The organism is Sphingobacterium yanglingense (assembly GCF_004363245.1).
In the GTDB taxonomy this organism is placed as follows: domain Bacteria; phylum Bacteroidota; class Bacteroidia; order Sphingobacteriales; family Sphingobacteriaceae; genus Sphingobacterium; species Sphingobacterium yanglingense.
Genome location: NZ_SNYV01000017.1, coordinates 161,524 through 180,885, shown reverse-complemented (window position 1 = coordinate 180,885; position 19,362 = coordinate 161,524). Strand labels below are relative to the sequence as shown.

18 protein-coding genes are annotated in these 19,362 nt (G+C 41.5%); 12 read left to right on the top strand and 6 right to left on the bottom strand.

Annotated features, from left to right (window positions below):
• Nucleotides 1-7 precede the first annotated feature (7 nt).
• Nucleotides 8-1,354: a RagB/SusD family nutrient uptake outer membrane protein gene (locus CLV99_RS18860; RefSeq protein ID WP_162850160.1), complete on the top strand. Its 1,347-nt coding sequence runs from the start codon at nucleotides 8-10 to the stop codon at nucleotides 1,352-1,354.
• A gap of 75 nt (nucleotides 1,355-1,429) precedes the next feature.
• Here the strand turns inward: CLV99_RS18860 and CLV99_RS18855 are convergent, their stop codons facing one another.
• Nucleotides 1,430-1,834 (bottom strand): hypothetical protein, encoded by a 405-nt coding sequence (locus CLV99_RS18855; RefSeq protein ID WP_133586066.1) that lies wholly within the window; start codon nucleotides 1,832-1,834, stop codon nucleotides 1,430-1,432.
• 162 nt (nucleotides 1,835-1,996) lie between these two features.
• Nucleotides 1,997-2,635 (bottom strand): MauE/DoxX family redox-associated membrane protein, encoded by a 639-nt coding sequence (locus CLV99_RS18850; protein ID WP_394347255.1) that lies wholly within the window; start codon nucleotides 2,633-2,635, stop codon nucleotides 1,997-1,999.
• A gap of 447 nt (nucleotides 2,636-3,082) precedes the next feature.
• On the opposite strand from CLV99_RS18850, the gene CLV99_RS18845 reads away from it, so the two are divergent.
• Together CLV99_RS18845 and CLV99_RS18840 are read left to right on the top strand one after the other, a co-directional pair.
• Nucleotides 3,083-3,619 carry an RNA polymerase sigma factor gene (locus CLV99_RS18845; protein ID WP_133586064.1) on the top strand — a complete coding sequence of 179 codons (537 nt, stop codon included), beginning with the start codon at nucleotides 3,083-3,085 and terminating at the stop codon, nucleotides 3,617-3,619.
• A gap of 33 nt (nucleotides 3,620-3,652) precedes the next feature.
• Nucleotides 3,653-4,936, top strand: coding sequence for a FecR family protein (locus tag CLV99_RS18840; protein ID WP_133586063.1), 1,284 nt, complete (start codon nucleotides 3,653-3,655; stop codon nucleotides 4,934-4,936).
• A 69-nt stretch (nucleotides 4,937-5,005) separates the two neighbouring features.
• On the opposite strand, the gene CLV99_RS18835 is transcribed toward CLV99_RS18840, so the two are convergent.
• The 3 genes from CLV99_RS18835 to CLV99_RS18825 form a co-directional block, all read right to left on the bottom strand.
• Nucleotides 5,006-6,064, bottom strand: a complete 1,059-nt coding sequence (locus CLV99_RS18835) for an Mrp/NBP35 family ATP-binding protein (RefSeq protein WP_133586062.1) — start codon at nucleotides 6,062-6,064, stop codon at nucleotides 5,006-5,008.
• Nucleotides 6,065-6,112: 48 nt separating this feature from the next.
• On the bottom strand, nucleotides 6,113-6,397 hold the full coding sequence (locus CLV99_RS18830; protein WP_133586061.1) for a hypothetical protein: 285 nt from the start codon (nucleotides 6,395-6,397) through the stop codon (nucleotides 6,113-6,115).
• 308 nt (nucleotides 6,398-6,705) lie between these two features.
• On the bottom strand, nucleotides 6,706-8,127 hold the full coding sequence (locus CLV99_RS18825; RefSeq protein ID WP_133586060.1) for a Gfo/Idh/MocA family protein: 1,422 nt from the start codon (nucleotides 8,125-8,127) through the stop codon (nucleotides 6,706-6,708).
• A 291-nt stretch (nucleotides 8,128-8,418) separates the two neighbouring features.
• On the opposite strand from CLV99_RS18825, the gene CLV99_RS18820 reads away from it, so the two are divergent.
• Nucleotides 8,419-10,464, top strand: a complete 2,046-nt coding sequence (locus tag CLV99_RS18820) for a transglycosylase domain-containing protein (RefSeq protein WP_133586059.1) — start codon at nucleotides 8,419-8,421, stop codon at nucleotides 10,462-10,464.
• A 5-nt stretch (nucleotides 10,465-10,469) separates the two neighbouring features.
• Nucleotides 10,470-11,015 (top strand): phosphoribosyltransferase, encoded by a 546-nt coding sequence (locus tag CLV99_RS18815; RefSeq protein ID WP_133586058.1) that lies wholly within the window; start codon nucleotides 10,470-10,472, stop codon nucleotides 11,013-11,015.
• Here CLV99_RS18815 and CLV99_RS18810 read toward each other — a convergent pair.
• Complete coding sequence (locus CLV99_RS18810) at nucleotides 11,012-11,578, bottom strand: DNA-3-methyladenine glycosylase I (RefSeq protein ID WP_133586057.1); 567 nt, start codon at nucleotides 11,576-11,578, stop codon at nucleotides 11,012-11,014. The two genes, CLV99_RS18815 and CLV99_RS18810, sit on opposite strands and share 4 nt — an antisense overlap.
• Before the next feature lie 46 nt (nucleotides 11,579-11,624).
• Between CLV99_RS18810 and CLV99_RS18805 the strand changes: the two genes are divergently transcribed.
• The 7 genes from CLV99_RS18805 (at nucleotide 11,625) to CLV99_RS18775 (ending at nucleotide 19,301) form a co-directional block, all read left to right on the top strand.
• Nucleotides 11,625-12,605 (top strand): DUF4271 domain-containing protein, encoded by a 981-nt coding sequence (locus CLV99_RS18805; RefSeq protein ID WP_133586056.1) that lies wholly within the window; start codon nucleotides 11,625-11,627, stop codon nucleotides 12,603-12,605.
• A gap of 12 nt (nucleotides 12,606-12,617) precedes the next feature.
• Nucleotides 12,618-13,385 carry a uroporphyrinogen-III synthase gene (locus CLV99_RS18800; RefSeq protein ID WP_133586055.1) on the top strand — a complete coding sequence of 256 codons (768 nt, stop codon included), beginning with the start codon at nucleotides 12,618-12,620 and terminating at the stop codon, nucleotides 13,383-13,385.
• Between the two features lie 257 nt (nucleotides 13,386-13,642).
• A complete protein-coding gene (porK, locus tag CLV99_RS18795) occupies nucleotides 13,643-14,941 on the top strand; it encodes a T9SS ring complex lipoprotein PorK/GldK (protein WP_133586054.1) in 1,299 nt (432 codons plus the stop codon).
• Nucleotides 14,942-14,995: 54 nt separating this feature from the next.
• Nucleotides 14,996-15,640, top strand: coding sequence for a type IX secretion system motor protein PorL/GldL (gene porL, locus CLV99_RS18790; RefSeq protein WP_133586053.1), 645 nt, complete (start codon nucleotides 14,996-14,998; stop codon nucleotides 15,638-15,640).
• A 45-nt stretch (nucleotides 15,641-15,685) separates the two neighbouring features.
• Nucleotides 15,686-17,209, top strand: coding sequence for a type IX secretion system motor protein PorM/GldM (porM, locus tag CLV99_RS18785; protein WP_133586052.1), 1,524 nt, complete (start codon nucleotides 15,686-15,688; stop codon nucleotides 17,207-17,209).
• 19 nt (nucleotides 17,210-17,228) lie between these two features.
• Nucleotides 17,229-18,269 carry a type IX secretion system ring subunit PorN/GldN gene (gene porN, locus CLV99_RS18780; RefSeq protein ID WP_133586051.1) on the top strand — a complete coding sequence of 347 codons (1,041 nt, stop codon included), beginning with the start codon at nucleotides 17,229-17,231 and terminating at the stop codon, nucleotides 18,267-18,269.
• Nucleotides 18,270-18,431: 162 nt separating this feature from the next.
• Nucleotides 18,432-19,301 carry a cupin-like domain-containing protein gene (locus CLV99_RS18775; protein ID WP_133586050.1) on the top strand — a complete coding sequence of 290 codons (870 nt, stop codon included), beginning with the start codon at nucleotides 18,432-18,434 and terminating at the stop codon, nucleotides 19,299-19,301.
• Nucleotides 19,302-19,362 lie beyond the last annotated feature (61 nt).

Sequence of the window (19,362 nt, the reverse complement as noted above, 5' to 3'; positions counted from 1 at the left end):
AATGATTATGAAAGCTAAAATATACATAGTGCTCCTCGGAGCCTTGATCCTCACTTCCTGTAAGGATTATCTTGATCTTAAAAACAGTAATGCGGCACAGGTGCCTACTTCGATAAAAGACTTACAGGATATATTGGACGATTTTGGTCGTATGAATGAACTACGTACACCATCTTACGCCGAGTCTGCAGCTGATAATTTTTTTATAATAGGGAGTAGTTATAATTCGCTTTTACCAGAAAGAAAGCTATTGTATCGTTGGGAACCTTTTGACTATTATTTTCCAACCGATTGGGGCACTTGTTATTTGCCTATATATAATTCGAACTTTTGTTTAGAAGGTCTTGCAAAAATAAATGTTAATGAGACGAATGAAAAGCAATGGAATAATGTGTACGGTTCTGCTCATTTTTACAGAGCATATTATTATTTGCAATTGTTATGGACCTACTCGGCTGCATATGATCCTAAAGGTGATAATCTCGGTCGAGGGATTGTATTGAGAAAAGTGTCTGATATCAATATCCCAAATCAATTTTCAACAATCGAAGAGTCCTATAAGCAGGTGATAGATGATGCACACATAGCAGTGAAGTATCTTGATGATTTGCCTTTGGTTAAAGCTAGGCCTTCAAAAGCAGCCGCTTATGCCTTATTAGCAAGAACATATTTGTCTATGGGCAAATATAGTGAGGCGGGGACAGCAGCAGATGCTTCTCTCAGGTTATTTTCTGATCTAATGGATTACAATAATCCAAGTGATGGGGTCAAGATAACGGCAACTGTTCCTTTTACAAAATTCACAAAAGAAACAATATTTTATTCGGAGATGAATCAGCGTTTTCAGAATCATACACCAGGGTACGCCATGGTTGACTCAAATCTTATGTTAACATACGAAGAGGATGATTTGCGTCGGAAGGCTTTTTTTGTTGCGTCGGGGAAATATTATAAGTTTAAAGGTACGTATTCGCATTCTCCCTATTGGATGTTTTCGGGAATGACGTCGGCAGAGATGTTGTTGGTGCGTGCAGAATCCAACGCCCGTGCGGGAAATATTTCTGCTTGTTTAGCTGATGTTAATTTACTTTTAAAACATCGTTGGGATAAGAGTAAGGTGTATAAGCCAAAAGAAGTTACTGGAAAAGTGGAAGCATTGAATTTGGTATTGAAAGAAAGGAGGAAGGAACTTTTGATGCGAGGTATCAGGCTTTCTGATGTTAAAAGGCTGAATTTGGAAGGAGCAGATATTGTTTTGGTACATATCATAGATGGGGAGCGAATCGAAGTCCATCCGAATTCTTCTAAGTTGATTTTGGGATTACCCACAGATGTGAAAATGTACCTTGAATAGAAGATTAAACCCCGTCGAATGAGTTCTCGACGGGGTTTAATCCCTAACAATAAAGGTATTGGCTCAAACCGTCAGCTAGGGGTGTAGCTGTCTATTTATAGGGTTGGTATACTTTGGAGTCAATGCTGTTGATGGTGCGACTCCATAGTTTTTTGTGCTATGAAACGATGTTTCGATCGTAACTTTGCTTGGATCAATATTATTACCACTATTCATGGTATTTCCAAGTGGTACCTGAATTGAACAAGCGACTTCTTGTGGAGCCAATTCTGAACACACCTCATTGTCTTTGACCCAGTATGCTGTGTTTTTGACATTAGATTCGTCGTAAGGGTCTGTTAATGATCCTGGTGGTTGATATCTAAACACCACATCGGTCAAGGTTTCCTTTTGATATAGCTTGAATGAGCTAAATCCCATGATTGCGATTCCGGCTACTATAGCCATCGCATATTTTTTGATGAAATTTAATGTTTTCATCTCTTGTTGCCGTTTTTATAATAGCAAAAAACGTCCTCCAAAAAACTCTAATTTCTTTACTGTCGACCTATGTAATGCTTTTACGAGGTGCATAGATCTTGGTTTAATACCTCGGGTATTCTTGCAGGCAAGTTTTACGCAGATACCGCTACGTATCATAATCTATTCTAATACCGGACTAGCCGGGAAAGGGGCAAATCGCCGCTTGAATACTTTGGTTCGCACTAGAATGAGGCGGTACATCGGCACGATTATACTGATGGGGTACTGGATGAATAGTATTACTTGTCTTTTGCTTCTTGTGTACGCGACCATGGGGGTAGTTGGTCCAGTCAAGTACCACCCCAGTATGGAGAGCCCGAGCAACAATAGATTGACAAGTAGATGCCAGCCCCAGGATAATCCGCTGAGTATAGATGCGCAGCCACAAGGTCGGTCGGTATAGAGACCTGCCACACCAAGGGCAATGTAAATGTTGAAGATGACAAGGATTGCCGCGGATAGTATATAGGGTAATCTGGTCGATAAATTCCAGATTCCCACGTCTCCGCCCATTGGCGGATCCTCTGAATGACGGGGATTTGAAGGATGATTTGCGATGAATAGGATGGCTAACCCCAATTCGGTAAGTGGCAATAACAAAAACAGTATATCTGCCCACCAGTCTGGAAATGGTTGCCTGATCAATGCGCTATGGAATGCCGAAAGGTTCCACAGCTTGTCCAGCGCAACGTATAGCCAAAATACCATCAGGAAGATCCGGATGCCGTAAAGGGTGATATGTTTTGTTGTGTTTTTCATTTTTCTTATGTTATCTAGCTATCCTGTGAACCTGTTATCAAGTATCTGTATAGCTTTTTAATGTTATCAAATGATCATGTTATCTGGTGATCTAGTTATTCCCGATGCTGTGTGGACTTCGCTTCACTGCATGTATTAGCGAGTTATCTTGTCTAGCTTGTTAACTCGATCACTTGTTAACTTGATAACTCTTTATCCATTCCAATTTTAGGTCATATTTTTATATAACTACTTGTAAATAAATATTTTATATTTTGTTTGTCTCTTTTTTTGTCTTATATTTGGTTTACCATATTATAAATTGTCATTGTCCTCTATATACTACTGCCTTTTTTAGGGCGGAAATACTATGTGTATTCCCGGTTTGTTTTTAACTAATTGATTTTCAGTTTAATAATTTTTAATAAAATATAAAATAAATAGAAGTATGGATATAAAACCGAAGATATGGACAATGAAATCTTTAAAATATTATACGATGATCCGCATCGTGGGTTGCGACTTCTGGAAGAGAGGTTTGGGGACCAGCTGAAAACATTTGTCGTGCATAAATTTCCTTATGATATGGATCTGGCCCAGGAGGTCATACAGCTTACGCTAATCGTAGTCTATCAAAAACATCAAGAGGTGGCTAGCGCGAATGATCCCTTTAAGTATATCATGGGGATAGCCCGAAGGATAGGGGGTAAAATACGTAGTGCACAGCAAAGACATACTGGTGAGCCGATCGAGGAGGAGCATCAGGTCAGTAATGGTGAGGAGGCCGATTTGGATCTGCTTGTTAAGGAGCTGATGGATGAGATTTTCTCCAAAGGCGAACTGCTCACCCCGAGGGAAAGTGAAGTATTAAGGTCTTCGGCACTGGAAGGTTTGGATAATGAGGCGCTGGAAAAGCGTTTTAATCTGAAACCACAAACTGTCAAGAATCTGATGAGTAAAGTGAAGCGAAAGTGTGAGAACTTTCTCAGAGGTAATTGCAGGTAATCTGTCGGATCGTGAATTATAGCAAAGATCACAATGAAGAGTAATAAGGTAAATATCGAAGAATTAATAAGAAAGGATCTGTTGGGACAGATCAGCCCAGAAGAAGCATTGCTACTGAAAAAGGAAAGGGCGGGCTATTCGGAGGAGGCGTATGACAATATGGTCATCGAGGTGCTGCGTGATTTGGAAGGGCAATTGCCCAAAGGTAAATTGGGGGACTGGCGGCCCGATATGGATATGGTCATGGAGAAAGCAAAAGCAATACAGGCTGGTATGGAGGTGGTAAAGGCATTGGAAAGAGATAAAAGACGTAAGCTGCTAGTGCAGATGGCGGTGGGTGTATCGGCATGTTTCGTTGCTGCAGTATTGCTTTTTTTAGTGGGCCGAGAGCCTAAGACGCAGCAACTATACGTGGAGAGCAGTTGCAATGAGGCTGCTATGGATGGGGAGTTCCCACTGTCGGAGTCTGCATCTACACTGCTGTTGGGGGCTAATAATAGTCGTGTACTGACTTCGGGAGAGTCTGTTGCGTTAGGTCCGCTAATAGCGAAAAGGATGCCGGATGGTTTATTGGTATTGGAAGAAAGCGGTGCTGTGGATACGGATTCCAAGCTCCGTGAACTGGTGATTTCTACGGCAGTCCTACAGCAATGTGTGGTTCAATTGCCGAATGGTGCTCGGGTTAGGTTAAACGCACAATCGGCATTGCACTACCCCTTGCAACAATTGAAAAATCGTACAGCAGTAAAGGTGTTGGGTGAGGCCTTGATAGAAATGGAGCAAAAGACCGATGCCTGGCCATTGCGGTTAGTGACGGACAATGGGGAGGTGACGATGGTAGAGGGTGAAGTGATGGTGATGGCACTAGGTGGTATGACTCAGGCTACGCTATTGAAAGGTGTAGCGACATTGCGGGAGAATAATAAGGATAGGGGAGTGAAGCTAGACTGCCTTGGTGCACAAGGTCTTTTGGTGCGTATTGCGGATAGGGATAGTAGAAATGTGCGGGATACCTTGTTCTACACGACGGCTGCAGACTACGACAAAGCGGTACGTTGGAGTAGAGCAGTGCGTGTGTATGAAGATGCTTCGCTTCGGGATTTTGTAGTAGAGATGAGCCGTTGGTATGGGTTTCGGATTCAGAATATACATTGTATACCTGAGGAGCGTCGTGTCAATGCTGCAGTATGCCATAGGCTTAGTGAAAAAGAAATACTTGCGGTAATCCGTCAGGATGGCACTAAAATGGTGAAAAAAAACGAGCTATTGAGCTTTTGCCCTGAAGATACGGATACGAGGTTGGCGGAGAAGCCTTGATATAACCAGAAAAGGTATCAATGCCTATTATTGATACCTTCTCTGGTTTATTTTGTTACGCTTAAAATACTACTTATTCGCCAATATACTGACTTCTTGGGCTACACGGCCCGCTATATTTTTATAAGCCTCGGATATATCCTCATCTCCATCTAGTACTACTGGAAAGCCGTTATCTCCGGCATCGCTGATCGCTTTGATCAATGGAATTTCGCCGAGAAAAGGAACCTTGTTATCGTCAGCAAGTCGCTTACCTCCGTCTTTTCCAAAAATATAATATTTGTTTTCCGGTAATTCGGCAGGCGTAAAGTAGGCCATATTCTCTACTATTCCGATGATAGGTACGTTGATACCTTCCATCTTATACATGGCTATCCCTTTAATGGCATCAGCTAGTGCCACTTGCTGTGGTGTGGTCACGATTACCGCACCCGAGATAGGGTAGGTCTGCGATACCGTGATATGTATATCGCCAGTACCTGGCGGCATATCTACGATCAGATAGTCCAGCTCACCCCAATCCGCATCGTTAAAGAGCTGTTTGATAGCAGCTGTCGCCATAGGGCCTCGCCAGGGAATAGGCTGGTTTGGATCGGTAAAGAAACCAATAGAGAGAAGTTTCAGTCCAAACTTCTCGATAGGCTCAATTTTCGTCTTACCATCTGGCATCTGTGTAGCCATCGGTTTAGCACCTTCTAGGCCGAACATAATCGGTAACGATGGTCCATAGATGTCTGCATCAAGGAGGCCTGTTTTGGCACCGGATTCTGCAAGAGCCAGCGCTAGGTTACTTGCTACAGTAGATTTGCCCACACCACCTTTGCCCGACGAAACAAGGATAATATTCTTGATGCCTTTAAGCTGGGAGGTGTCTACACTGGTGACATTGGAGGTCATGTTGATGTCGACCTCGATATCCTTGTCTACAAATAGGGCAATCGCATTACGACAGGCGTGTTCGATATGCCCTTTCATCGGACATGCTGGTGTGGTGAGTACCACATCAAATTTTAATTTGTTCGGATATATCTCAATATTTTGAATCATATGGAGCGTAACCAGATCTTTCTTCAAATCCGGATCCTCTACATGGCTCAATGCGTGTAATATCTGCTCTTTTGTAATCATAACTTCGTAATTCTACTACAAAGCTACGCATTGCCGCAGACAAACGTGTCATGTTTGCCTCAAATCCATAATCTTTTCGAAGACTTTATCCATGAATAACACAGTGTCCAGGTTGCGGTCAAATTTACGTTGTTCGAATACCAGGTCATAGCCTTTGTCAAACTTCATGGCCTGCAGTTCAAATTTCTGTAATTCGAGCCAAGCCGGTGTGTTTTCTTTGTCCGGGACGACACAAGTAATTGTTTTTAACCCATCTTCATTCGATATTTTGTAGTTCACACTAACAGGCCTCGAATTGGCCTTCGGATAATGTATTAAAATGTTATTGCTCATATGCTTAGTGATTTTTATATGATTGTGAATAAAAGGAGTTAGATTGTGCATACCTATGCATAAAGTACACTCCTTATTTGATAGAAATATGTTCAGATGGTTCGCAATGTTTGCGTCTGAATTTTGTAATATAGTGAAAATAAGTTATATATGCAAATTTGGGCGTTCTGAAGGGCTGTAGCTAAATAATAGGTAACAGAAAAATGGAGGAGGGTAGAAAGAAGTGGTAACAGGCGTTTTTATATAGAAAAAGGTTTCCATCCTCAGGGTGGAAACCTTTTCTGTATAAATTAAAACAACTGTTTTTCTTAAAAAGTCCTATAGTTGCCTTGTAAATATTGGTTTGCTTTTTCCTCCTTAAACTTAGCCTTTTTAGCATCCCAATGTAGGGTTTCGCCAGGGAAACGTCCAGCAATGGTTCCTAGAAGGATGGTTTCCGTAAGTCGCGAAGCGTAATCAAAGGGAGCTGAGCATTCTGCTTTACCCAAACAGGCATCTACAAACTGGTGGTAGTGCTTAGCCCCTTCTTTGTCGTAGTCACGGACAGGTTTGCCCAGATTATACTTGGCGGATACCTTTTCTATTTCATCGGAGATATCGACGTACTGCCCGTTGACAATCTTTCTCGGCAACTGCATAAAGTGTGGCAGTAACAAACGCCCTTTGGTACCGACAAACATCGCGCCCTGTTCAGGGAGTTGGCCGTCGCCCGCTATTCCTGGGTCTAAGGATAATACAGCCGGATCGTCCTGTTTCTTTGCTTCTGTTTTAACAGCTTGCATATTGGGTAGCGTTAAATCTTCATTTATTGCCGGTGCCCCAGGGCCATCATACCAGATCCATTTTAACGAAGAGGTGGTGTATGCAGTGCCTGGGAATTCATAGGTAACTTTATTGTGCTCTGGAAAACCAAACCCATTGGTAGGTCTACACTCATTGACTATGGTGCGCGGTACATCGAGCTGCAGCGCATTATAAGGTGTGTCAAAAATATGTACCCCCATATCGCCCAAAGTACCACAACCGTAATCCATCAATTGTCTCCAACGTCCTGGATGATATACGTCTTTTTTATAAGGTCTTTTAGGTGAAGTGCCTGCCCATAAGTTCCAATCTAACGTTTCTGGGATCGGATCCTCTCCCTGAGGAGGAGGACCATCGTAGCCGTGGTTTTTTGGAGACCAGGCATGTACCGTGTGAACCTTGCCAATGATACCGGATTGAATCAAATGCGTCGCTAGTTTGTAGTCATAGAAAGAATGCACCTGAATTCCCATCTGGGTAACCAATTTTTTTTCAGCTGCCACTCTTTTCATTTCACGTGATTCCGACACATAGTGCGTCAACGGCTTCTGGCAATAGACCGGTTTGTTCATTTGCATGGCCAATAGTGAGGCTGGAGCGTGGGTATGATCGGGGGTAGATACAATGACGGCATCAATCTGGTCACCAAGTTCTGCTAGCATCTTTCGATAGTCTGAAAAGATACGAGCTTTAGGGTGTAGCTTGTGCGCTTCATCTAGGTTTAAGGCATCTACATCGCATAGTGCGAAAATATCCACATTCGGATGGGATGAAATGGCATCCAAGTCTGCCCGACCCATGCCACCAACACCGATATGTGCAGTCCGCAAGCGACGATCTGTGGGGAAAGCTTTTAGTATAGAGGGGGAAAGGAGAAGACCTAACGCACCTATAGCACTGCTTTTTAAAAATTCCCGTTTGTTCATAATTCTAGTAGCGTTTATGTTTAAGTATGGTCTAAAATAACACTATTCTTCGTTTATTCCAAGTGCATAGATGCTGTGGGGTTCTCGTTGGTTGCATCATGCCCGCCGATATAGGTCAGCAGGTAGATTTAAAATTAGGAACCTCATTGTCGGATAAATGTTTGGTTTTGTTTTAAAAGCATGCTCCTCGATATCTGTATTAAGTGTAAATAAAGAGCTATTTTTTTTGTATCTTTTGGATATTTTCACGCTTTTTATCTAAGTTTAACGTCCAAATAGGTCGAGTTAGATATGCGATTTTCAGTATCACGGAAAAAGTGGCTTGTAATAGCCTTGGGAACCCTTATTATTTTAATCGGGGGGGCTTTTGCTTTTGCAATGTCCAAGCGTGAAGGTTATCTTGATGCTGCAGTCAGAAAAGCGCAGGCTAAGCTTAAAAAAGACTATCAAATCGATTTTAAAGTGGATAGTTATCGGTTTGACGGCTTGGCTAGCGTTATTTTCGACGGTGTTACAGTAGTGCCTACTGGCCGGGATACACTCGCTGCGATGGATCATCTTGGGGTGGGTATTCGGATATGGCCTTTGTTATTTGGAGATGTCAAGATCGGTCATTTTGATCTTGATCATGGTAAGGTCTCCTTTGTGAAACGGGATACATTGAGCAATTATGATTTTCTCTTCCGTAAAAAGGAGAAAGATTCGACAGCGATAGAAGAACCTAATGAACGCAACTTTGCAGAATGGGCACAACGGCTTGCCAAGCAAATATTTTCTAAGGTACCTAATAATATGCGGATGAATGATTTTGAGATCTCTTACCGCGATAGCCTGTTACATCAGCGTATACGAGTGCCTCAGGCAATTATTGATGATGGAGATTTTGAAACGAGCCTTTTTCTTAATGATCATGATGCGGAATGGCGCTTAAAAGGATATGTAGATGGAGATGGTCAGAAATTGAAAGTGGAAGTCTCCTCGAAGGAGAAGAATACGGAGCTGCCTTTTTTGAGAGGGAAATATGGACTGGGAATCAGTTTTGATCGTTTGGTTTTTGATCTTAGCGGTATCCGTAAGGTAGAGAAGGATTTATTGCATCTGACTGGAGCAGTGGAGTATGATAATCTTGTTGTAAGGCATAGACGACTATCTGATGAAGCTGTAATATTGCCACATGGGTTGGCGACAGGGGGAATAGCCATAGCTAATGATTACGTCGCTCTGACCGACAAATCTAAAATAACGGTCAAAGAATTCTCTATTTCTCCCAAAGCTAGGTTTACGATCAAGCCCCATAAAAAAATTGAGCTGTCTTTAAGGACGGGGCCATTTACAGCACAGAATTTTTTCGATGCTATCCCGCACGGGTTGTTTGAAAGTCTGGAAGGGATAGAAGTCGCGGGGCAGGTGGATTACAACTTAGACTTTGCAGTTGAGCTGGACAATCCAGACAATATAGTGTTTAAGTCATCGATTGACGATACCGATCTGAAGGTGTTGAGTTGGGGAAAAGCAAAGGTCGATTCACTCAATTTTCCGTTTGAATATGATGCTTATGATGATACGACATTTGTAAGACATATCGTGGTAGGGCCAAGTAATCCTAATTTTACGCCATTGGCGCAGATTCCCTATGTGTTGAAAACAACGGTGCGCAATACGGAAGATCCTTTCTTCTACTCACACAATGGTTTTGAAGAAGAGGCGTTTAAGCTGTCTATCCGTACGAATATTAAGGAAAGGAAATTTAAGCGTGGGGCGAGTACACTCTCTATGCAATTGGTGAAAAATGTGTTTTTGAGCCGTAAGAAAACGATGACCCGGAAGTTTGAAGAGATCCTGCTGGTTTGGTTGATGGAGGCGTCGGGACAGGTCAGTAAGGATCGGTTATTTGAGATTTACTTGAACGTCATCGAATGGGGTAAAGATGTATACGGCATTGCGGAGGCGTCTCAGTATTATTTTAAGAAACGGCCACAGGAACTCAATCTTGGGGAGAGTTTGTTCTTGTCCAGTATTGTGCCTAGACCTAAAACCGGGCTCGCTTCATTCGACTACACCGGACATCTTAAACCTTGGGTGCAGCGTCATTTTAATACTTATGGATCTATTATGACCAAAGTAGGCGATCTGAAGGAGGTGAATGTACATGCCAATTATGGTTTCTATGACGTTGTGCTCCAGCCAGGGTTACGTCCGCCTGCTCCATTGATCAGGGATACGGTGTCAGTGGATGTAGTAGACGAGCACGAACGTTTGATAGAAGAAATGGAAAGAGAGGAAACAGATAAGAAATATATCCTCGATAAATTGTTTAATAAAGAAAAAAAGAACTAAATAAGATGCGCACGATTGAAATTGATAACTTGAAGTTTGAGCCTTTTATAGAATATGATGAAATCAAAAAGAGAATTCGGTTGATCGGTATCGATATCAATGTGCAGTACGCAGACAAACATCCGGTCTTTATAGGCGTGCTGAATGGTTCATTTATGTTTATGGCGGACTTGATGAAACAGGTGCATATTCCCTGTGAGATGTCCTTCGTTAAATTGGCTTCCTATGCAGGTACGGCACAGGGTAACATACATGAACTGATAGGTGTTGGGATGGATTTGACGGGGCGGAATATTGTCATAGTCGAGGATGTGGTCGATTCGGGGCGATCATTGAAATATACGATGGAAGCTTTGGAGAAACTTAATGTGGGCAGTGTAGCCGTGTGTACTTTGTTGTTTAAACCAGAGTGTCTGCAATATGAGTTCGATAATATTATGTACGTAGGTTTTGAAATCGCACCAGAGTTTGTAGTAGGGTATGGGTTGGACTATAATGGTCAATGCAGAAACCTCCCCGATATTTACAAGGAGGTCTCAGGTGGAGCTTAGCCTTTAAAGTGGCAGGAGTCCAAATGATCGTCGACCATGCCGGTGGCTTGCATGAATGCATAACATATTGTGCTGCCAAAAAATTTGATACCCCGTTTCTTTAGATCTTTGGATAGTGCGTCCGACTCAGGCGTACTAGCTTGTGCATCTTTCATGGAGCGAAGACTGTTCTTTATAGGTTGTCCATTGGGCAAGAAGGTATACAGGTACTTGTAAAACGAACCAAACTCCTTCTGTATATCTAGAAAAATCTGTGCATTCGTAACGGCCGCTGCTACTTTGCCCCGATGGCGTATGATAGCTGGGTTTTGTACTGTGGTGTCAATTTGCTCTTCTGTGTATTTTGCTACTTTATTAGGGTCAAAGTCTGCAAAAAGTTGACGGTATCCCTCGCGCTTTCGTAATATCGTAATCCAGCTCAACCCGGCTTGAGCAGATTCAAGTAGTAAAAATTCGAATAGGATGCGGTCGTCAGTGACTTTTCTTCCCCATTCCTTGTCATGGTATGCCACATATAGTGGATCATCTCCACACCAAGGACATCTATTGATTGTATCTCCCATAGAATCGTTTAGTTTTTATTGACAAAAATCCTACCTTTGAGCATACATGAAAACAAAGAATAGGCCACTGCAAATTAGGGAAAAATTGGGATATCTTTTGATGCTATTTGTAGTAGTATTCTCGTTTGCTAGCTTGAAGGCCCAGACAGCAGTTCCTTTGTCAGATTCATTGTTGCGGGCTACACAGGACTCCTTGTCCGCAATACAGGTGAAAAAAGATTCTTTAGCGAGATTGTATGTTTTCGTGGACAACAATAGACCTAATCCATATCTGGATAGCCTACGTCGACAAATTACGGTGACAGATAATGATTTTCTTTCTTGGATGGAGTTTACGGCTAGTCTTGATCAGCATAAGCAAGCACCTACCATGCAAGCGGTTCAAAAGGTGGATCGCCCTTTATGGATTATCGGTGTGCTGATATTGCTGTTTTTGGGTATAGGCTTGGTACGGCTGTTTTTTTATTCCAACTTTCAGAATATTATATACGGGTTCTTCAATGATAGGGTACTGGCACAAATCAGTAAGGAAGATAACGTGATGACCTCCTGGCCTTACATCTTTTTATATATCATTTTTAGTTTTTCCTTAGGCTTATTTATCCTCCTCTATCGTTCGGCTTATAGTCCTATGAGCGAGGTCACTGTTGCTAATTTTATACAGATTTCTGTACTTGTGGCGATACTATTTGTCGCTAAGATATTGATGGTTCGCATTATTGCGGTCGTATTTGAGGTCGAACGGCTCGTTCGGGAGTATGTAGCAGTACTATATTTAGTATACTTTAATAGTATGTTAATATTAATGCCTTTATTACTTTTCGTTACCTTTTTTCCTACTTCCTACTTTAAGATAATATTAATTTTCTTTCTTATTGTGGTGTCTATCTTGTTCTTATACCGCTTTTTACGAACAGCTTATAGTGTTGTGGGAAATCTTAGGTTTTCAATCTTTTATTTAATTCTGTATCTTTGCAGCTTAGAAATTGCACCGATTTTAATATTAGTGAAAACACTAAACAATTAAAGATAGAATTTTATGCAGATCGACGTTGCGAGAGCAAAAAAAGTAAAAAGTGTGTTGGTTACTTTACCAAAACCTGAGAATGATAAGTCACCTTATTTTACGTTAGCGGAAAAGTATAATCTAAAATTGGATTTTCGTGGTTTTATTCATGTAGAGGGAGTTCCTGCTAGAGATATTAGAAAAGATCGTATTAATTTTTCTGACTTTTCTGCAGTAATATTTACGAGTAAAAACGCTGTAGACCATTTCTTCAGAGTGTGCGAAGAGATGCGTTTTGAGGTTTCGGCAGAGTTGAAATATTTTTGTATCTCTGAAGCAATTGCACTTTACTTGCAGAAGTACATTCAATACAGAAAGCGTAAGATATTCTTTGGAAAGCAAACGGCCAAAGATTTGGAAGAAGTCTTGAAGAAGCACAGCAAAGAGAAGTTTTTATTCCCTTGTTCGGATGTTGCTAATGAAGAAACTCAAAAGTGGCTTCAGGATAATGGATACGATTTTACTCCTGCAGTTCTGTTTAGGACTGTTATCAGTGATATAGCGGATCTGAAAGATGTGTTTTACGATGTAATTGTCTTCTTTAGCCCGTCTAGTGTACAATCTCTTTATGAGAATTTTCCTGACTTCGTGCAGAACAATACCCGTATAGCGGCGTTTGGTGCGAGTACACAGCAGGCATTATTGGAAAAGGGATTATTGTTGGATATTCCAGCTCCTACACCTAGTGCACCAAGTATGACGATGGCGGTAGAGCAGTATATCAAACAGGTCAATAAATAGATATTTATCGAATTCAGGGGTAACGTTAAAAAGTGTTAAAAAAGGGCTTCTGCGATTTTTTTTACTTTTTTTTGAAGATTCTTGATTGAATAACATAATTAACACCTATTTTTAGGTGCTTCTTTTGCTGATTGGGTTTAGAGAAGTTTTTTTCTTAGAGTTTTTGTCTTAAGATGTCGAAAATAGACTTTTTGGTTAGCTTTTTGATGTTTGATATGGATGCTCAATAGAGAAGTTTTAGCTTAGATTATTAGTTTATGAAATTTAATCGTTACAGATTGTCTTATGGTCTTCTATGCGCACTGATAGCAGTAGTTGCATTGGGATGTAAAGGACCAAGTAATACAGGTGAGCTAGTAGGCGTACGGTTGGATAAGTTGAAGGCGAATAAAACACCGCACGGAATGGTTCTTATTCCTGGTGGTACCTTTATCATGGGACAGTCGGACGAAGACATCGGATTCTCGCAAACAGCTCAGAACCGTCAGGTAACTATCGCTCCATTCTATATGGACGATACTGAAATATCCAATAGCGAATATCGTCAGTTTGTACACTGGGTAAGAGATTCAATTTTGATTCATAATTTCTTGGGAGATGATTCTTATTTCCTTGCTGCGGATGATGGCAGCGGCGAACGCTATATTGATTGGGATAAAGTCGATAAGCAGTCTCCTTGGAAGACTGGGGATAAGGATAAGCGTGAGCGTTTGGGAAGCATGTTCTATCAAGGAGAAGATCGTGTTTTTGGTCGTAACGAATTGGATGTACGTCTGTTAAAATATCATTTCGAGTGGTATGACCAACAGGCTGCAGTACGAGGAAAGAATGATCCTTCCAAAAGACGTTCAGATTTTATTATGCGGGATACGATGTTGATTTATCCAGATACTACGGTTTGGCTTGCTGATTTTAGTTATGCAGCAAATGAACCGATGGTTAATGGGTATTTTTCACATCCTTCATTTGACGATTATCCGGTTGTAGGGGTGACATGGCGCCAAGCACAGGCGTTTAACTCGTGGCGGACCCAACTCTTTAATAATCGGGCAGTGAAGAATCGTGTACAACCGAGATTCGATTATCAATTGCCTTCGGAAGCTGAATGGGAGTATGCTGCCAGAGGAGGAAAAGTAGGCACCCAATACCCTTGGGGCGGACCTACAGCGCGCAACGCTAGGGGCTGTCTGATGGCCAACTTTAAACCGGGACGTGGTAACTACATCGACGATGGGGTCGCTTATACTGCTCCTGTCTATTCTTATTGGCCTAATGATTTCGGCCTTTATAATATGGCTGGTAATGTGGCCGAGTGGACGCAGTCTAGCTATAATGAATCAGCCTACTCTTTCGTACATGATATGAACCCTACCTATAGCTACAATGCAAAGGCATCTGACCATGAGACGATGAAACGTAAGGTAATCCGTGGGGGATCATGGAAGGACGTCGGTTTTTTCTTACAGAATGGAACTAGACAATATGAATACCAAGATACGGCAAAATCGTATATCGGTTTTAGATCGGTGACGAGGTATCCGGGAGTAGCATATTAAAATATAAAAAGAGTCAAGAATATTAATAACGCATTGTAAATTAGCATTAGTCACATGGCACGCAAAAAGAAATTTGGTTTCGGTATCAACACGCTTATCAACTGGGGAGCGACTGTAGTTATTATCGGTTTGATGTTTAAGATTCTTCACTTTAAAGGTGGAGAGTGGATGATCGGTATTGGTCTAGCAGTTGAAGCCTTGTTATTCTTTATTATGGGATTCATGGCGGGAGAAAAAGATGTGGATTGGACTCGCGTATATCCTGAGCTGGATGAAGACTTTAATGGTGAGCTTCCAAAGCGTAGTGCGGTAGTAGCCGTAGCACAGCCAGCTGCAGCAGTAGGGAATACGGCGGCCTTGGATAAATTGTTACAGGATGCAAAAATTGATGAGAACCTCATCGGAAATCTTGGGGATGGCTTACGCACATTTGGTGACAAAGTAGCTGCTATTTCTAAAGTAGCTGATACAGCGACTGCTACGAATCAGTTTGCAGACAAGTTAAATGCTGCTTCTACAGGTGCTTCACAACTTAGCCATGCTTTTGAGCGTGCAGCAGCCGATCTACAGACCTTTAATGAGGCATCTGGAGATATGCAACAGTTTAAAGAACAAGTAAGTACTTTTAATAAAAATTTGACATCATTGAATGCCATTTATGGGAATATGTTGTCTGCAATGAATGCTAATCGTTCCTAAGTAGAACTTTAATTGAACAATAGATTTTAAGGAAAATTAGAGACTATGGCAGGACATAAGGAAACACCTAGGCAGCGGATGATCGGAATCCTATATCTAGTGCTACTGGGGTTAGTAGCGCTAAATGTATCGGATTCTATCCTGGACGCTTTTAGAAATCTAGGGAATAGTTTGAATACATCGACTCAAAATACACAGGCTGGTATTGATAATATGTTTTTAGCTTTTCGGGAGACCAAAATGAAGGAGAACCCGGAACGCGCGCAGCCACTGTTGACTAAAGCCGAAGAAGCTCAGAAATTAGTCGCTCAATTGACGGCTAAACTAACGGAGTATAATCAAACATTATCTGGTGAAGGTGGTGGTATGGATGAGGAAACTGGCGATGTCAAGTTCCGCAGTAGTACAGACATCTCCGCTCGATTGATGATTAATGAGGGAAGAGGTAAACAGTTACGCGATTTAATCAATAAGACATCAGAAGAGCTAAAGAAACTGACGAATAATGAAGTGAGTTTTGCGTTGTCGGCGGAGGATCCTGCTCCTAGAGGAGGAGTTAAGAAAAGTTGGGAAGATGTTAATTTTGGTGATGGCATTCCTTTGACAGCAGCTATAACAGCGTTAGATAAAATCAATGCGGATGCGAAGAATGCGGAATCAGCTGTAGTCAAGCATATATTTGGGAAGATGGATCAGGCGGTGGTCAATCTTGATAAATTTGCTGCTGTAGCTGTAGCTCCAACATCCTATTTAATCGCAGGACAGCCTTATACAGCAAAGGTATTCCTTACGGCTTACGATTCTAAATCAAGTCCTCAGATTTCGGTCAATGGATCTTCTATACCAGTCGTAGATGGACAAGGGACGTATTCATTAACACCAGGTGTAGGTACGCATACCTGGCGTGGATCTATCCGTGTACAGCAGACGGATGGTACTGTGAAAACGTATGAAACCGAACCGATGACTTTTCAGGTTTCTAAGCCTTCAGCAGTGGTGTCTCCTGATGCAATGAATGTATTGTATATCGGTGTTGATAATCCTATTTCAATCTCTGCTCCAGGTGTACCTGTAGAAAGTTTAAAAGTATCGGGATCTGGGGTGAATCTGACCGCAAAGGGTGATGCGAAGTATATTGCACGGGTTTCTTCTCCTGGAGATGTATCGCTGGCAGTGACGGCTACTATTGATGGTAAAACACAAAACCTGGGTACTTCGAAGTTTCGTGTGAAACGTATACCAAAACCAACCGCTCGTGTGGGAGGAAAAACAGGAGGACGTATTTCTGCTTCGCAATTGCGTGGACAGACAGTAGTGTCTGCTTCGTTGGATAATTTTGATTTTGATGCCAAATTTAGAGTGACTAAATTCAATATGTATATAGCTATACCTCGAGTAGATCCTATCGGGCCTTATTCTTCTTCTGGCAATGATTTCAGTGCACAGATGAAATCAGGATTGAGTGGGATTAAAGCAGGTTCGGTTGTAATGATTTATGATATTGTTGGAGTTGGTCCTGATGGTGTGGCACAAAACTTGGAGCCGATTACTTTCCAGGTTACAAATTAAGCGCATAATAAGTATTATTATGAAAAAGATAGTTTTATCTATAGTCTGTATAGGGATGGTTTTTGCAGCGGTAGCACAGGATGCTAACTTGTCAAATAGCACGAAACCTATTCGTACACAGGTGGATGAGCCCCCTATGGACGGGTATTATAAAAATACAGATATTGAAAACCGTAAGGTGATTTCTTATTCGCCTATCAGACAGACGGACGTTTTTTATAGAAAGCGGGTGTGGAGAGAACTCGATCTGCGGGAAAAAATGAATCAGATTTTTGCTTCACCCAATGCGAGATTGATGGATATTATTGTCAAAGCTATCCAAGCCGGCGAGCTGACTGCATATGATCCAACACCGACGGCGGACAATCCTACAGGAGATAACTTTGAGAAGATGCAGATTCTACCTATCGATCAGGTGATGGCGCGTCTTGGAGGTGATAGTGTCCTTGTTGAGCAGTTTAACGAAAACAACGAGGTTATCAGTTCTAAATACGAAAGCCGTTCCTTCAGCGGTGAAAATGTAATTAAATTCAGAATTAAGGAAGACTGGATTTTCGATAAGCAGCGTTCTATTTTTGAACCACGTATCGTAGGTATAGCGCCTCTGATTACCCCTCAGATCCCAGGAATGGAAAATGCGGTACAAGGTAGTGCTGCAGCAAATGATGCCGATAATTACGACCCTTTTGATCCTTTTGCCGTCAAACCTGAAGGTGCAGCTAACGAGAATTCGACGACGCCAGAAAGAGCCCCTGTTGTGCCGACCGCAGACGCTTTCGGACCTACGGTAGATGCTACTCCAGCATTTTGGATTTATTTTCCAGAGGCGAGACATGTATTTGTCAATAAAGAGGCCGTTAATAGACATAATGCTGCTACGGGCTTGAGTTATGATGATATATTTATCAAACGTTTGTTTGCTAGTTATATCATTAAGCAAGATAATCCCGAGGATCTCCGTATAAAGGATTATATACAGGATGATATCGAGAGACTCATGGAGTCTGAACGTATCAAAAAGGTGATTATGGATTGGGAACAAGATTTGTGGTCTTATTAATTTAAAATAAGTGATGAAAATCGCTTGTTTTTCAGAATAATTTCTCAAATTAGCATTTAGAATCTTTCTAAATAAAAGAGAATGGATTCTCCATTGCCATAATCAATCTAAGGATGGTGTGGTCTGTATTATTGCATATTAGGGGAATAAAATAAAAAGCTTGTGAAACTACAACCTGTCAGTAAAATATCAGGAATCGCTTCAAAGGATTTTGTGAAGGATTACCTAACTAAGGGACAACCTGTAATCATTAAGGACTTTATAAGCCCAGACAGTGCCTGTTGGACGAAGTGGAGTTACGACTATTTCAAAGAGATAGCAGGAAGTGAGGTCATAAATGTTTACGGAAAAGAGGAAGAGAGCCAAAATTATGCCGCTAGCCCTCCCGTTGGCAAGATGACCTTCGGAGAGTACTTGGATAAAATCACGGCAGAACCTACCGAATTGCGTCTGTTTCTATTCAACCTGTTGAAAATTAGACCGGAACTTAAAAAAGATGTGATCTATAACGATGTAACTGGTGGCAAGGTGATACAAGGTCTTCCCTATATGTTCTTTGGTGGGGAGGGATCTTCGACACGTAATCACTTTGATATCGATATGTCTCATGTATTCATTTCGCAGTTTCAAGGGTATAAACGTATCTGGTTGTTCCCAAATGATCAATCTGATTTAATGTATAAGCTTCCTTACAATTTTCATAGTATTGCTAATCTGAAGACAAGTAGTACGGAGGATTACCCTGCTTTGAAGCTTTTGGATGGTTATGAAGCAGTGATAGGTCCTGGTGAGACATGTTACATGCCAGCAGGATGGTGGCATTACATTCAATATGAAACCGAAGGATATTCAATATCTGTACGAGCGCTGGCAAATTCGTTGGGCGAGAAATTAAAGGGAGCGCGTAATCTTTTTATAACGCGGTTCTTTGATGACACAATGCGAAAGATGCTTAAAGATAAATGGCTGGATTATAAAGTGGAGGTTGCAACACGACGTGCTGATAAAGCGATAAAACGCCATAATAAATAACGAAAGCGAGCTAATTTAGCTCGCTTTTTTTATGAGTACCATTGGAAAAGCTTTCCAATGG

What these genes read in the sequence shown, in the direction of transcription:
- porN (WP_133586051.1), top strand. Translation starts at nt 17,229, where the DNA reads ATGAAAAAGATAGTTTTATCTATAGTCTGTATAGGGATGGTTTTTGCA.
- CLV99_RS18810 (WP_133586057.1), bottom strand. Translation starts at nt 11,578, where the DNA reads ATGGGAGATACAATCAATAGATGTCCTTGGTGTGGAGATGATCCACTA.
- porM (WP_133586052.1), top strand. Translation starts at nt 15,686, where the DNA reads ATGGCAGGACATAAGGAAACACCTAGGCAGCGGATGATCGGAATCCTA.
- CLV99_RS18840 (WP_133586063.1), top strand. Translation starts at nt 3,653, where the DNA reads ATGAAGAGTAATAAGGTAAATATCGAAGAATTAATAAGAAAGGATCTG.
- CLV99_RS18830 (WP_133586061.1), bottom strand. Translation starts at nt 6,397, where the DNA reads ATGAGCAATAACATTTTAATACATTATCCGAAGGCCAATTCGAGGCCT.
- CLV99_RS18860 (WP_162850160.1), top strand. Translation starts at nt 8, where the DNA reads ATGAAAGCTAAAATATACATAGTGCTCCTCGGAGCCTTGATCCTCACT.
- CLV99_RS18800 (WP_133586055.1), top strand. Translation starts at nt 12,618, where the DNA reads ATGCAGATCGACGTTGCGAGAGCAAAAAAAGTAAAAAGTGTGTTGGTT.
- CLV99_RS18825 (WP_133586060.1), bottom strand. Translation starts at nt 8,127, where the DNA reads ATGAACAAACGGGAATTTTTAAAAAGCAGTGCTATAGGTGCGTTAGGT.
- CLV99_RS18835 (WP_133586062.1), bottom strand. Translation starts at nt 6,064, where the DNA reads ATGATTACAAAAGAGCAGATATTACACGCATTGAGCCATGTAGAGGAT.
- CLV99_RS18845 (WP_133586064.1), top strand. Translation starts at nt 3,083, where the DNA reads ATGGACAATGAAATCTTTAAAATATTATACGATGATCCGCATCGTGGG.
- porL (WP_133586053.1), top strand. Translation starts at nt 14,996, where the DNA reads ATGGCACGCAAAAAGAAATTTGGTTTCGGTATCAACACGCTTATCAAC.
- CLV99_RS18820 (WP_133586059.1), top strand. Translation starts at nt 8,419, where the DNA reads ATGCGATTTTCAGTATCACGGAAAAAGTGGCTTGTAATAGCCTTGGGA.
- CLV99_RS18855 (WP_133586066.1), bottom strand. Translation starts at nt 1,834, where the DNA reads ATGAAAACATTAAATTTCATCAAAAAATATGCGATGGCTATAGTAGCC.
- CLV99_RS18805 (WP_133586056.1), top strand. Translation starts at nt 11,625, where the DNA reads ATGAAAACAAAGAATAGGCCACTGCAAATTAGGGAAAAATTGGGATAT.
- porK (WP_133586054.1), top strand. Translation starts at nt 13,643, where the DNA reads ATGAAATTTAATCGTTACAGATTGTCTTATGGTCTTCTATGCGCACTG.
- CLV99_RS18850 (WP_394347255.1), bottom strand. Translation starts at nt 2,635, where the DNA reads ATGAAAAACACAACAAAACATATCACCCTTTACGGCATCCGGATCTTC.
- CLV99_RS18815 (WP_133586058.1), top strand. Translation starts at nt 10,470, where the DNA reads ATGCGCACGATTGAAATTGATAACTTGAAGTTTGAGCCTTTTATAGAA.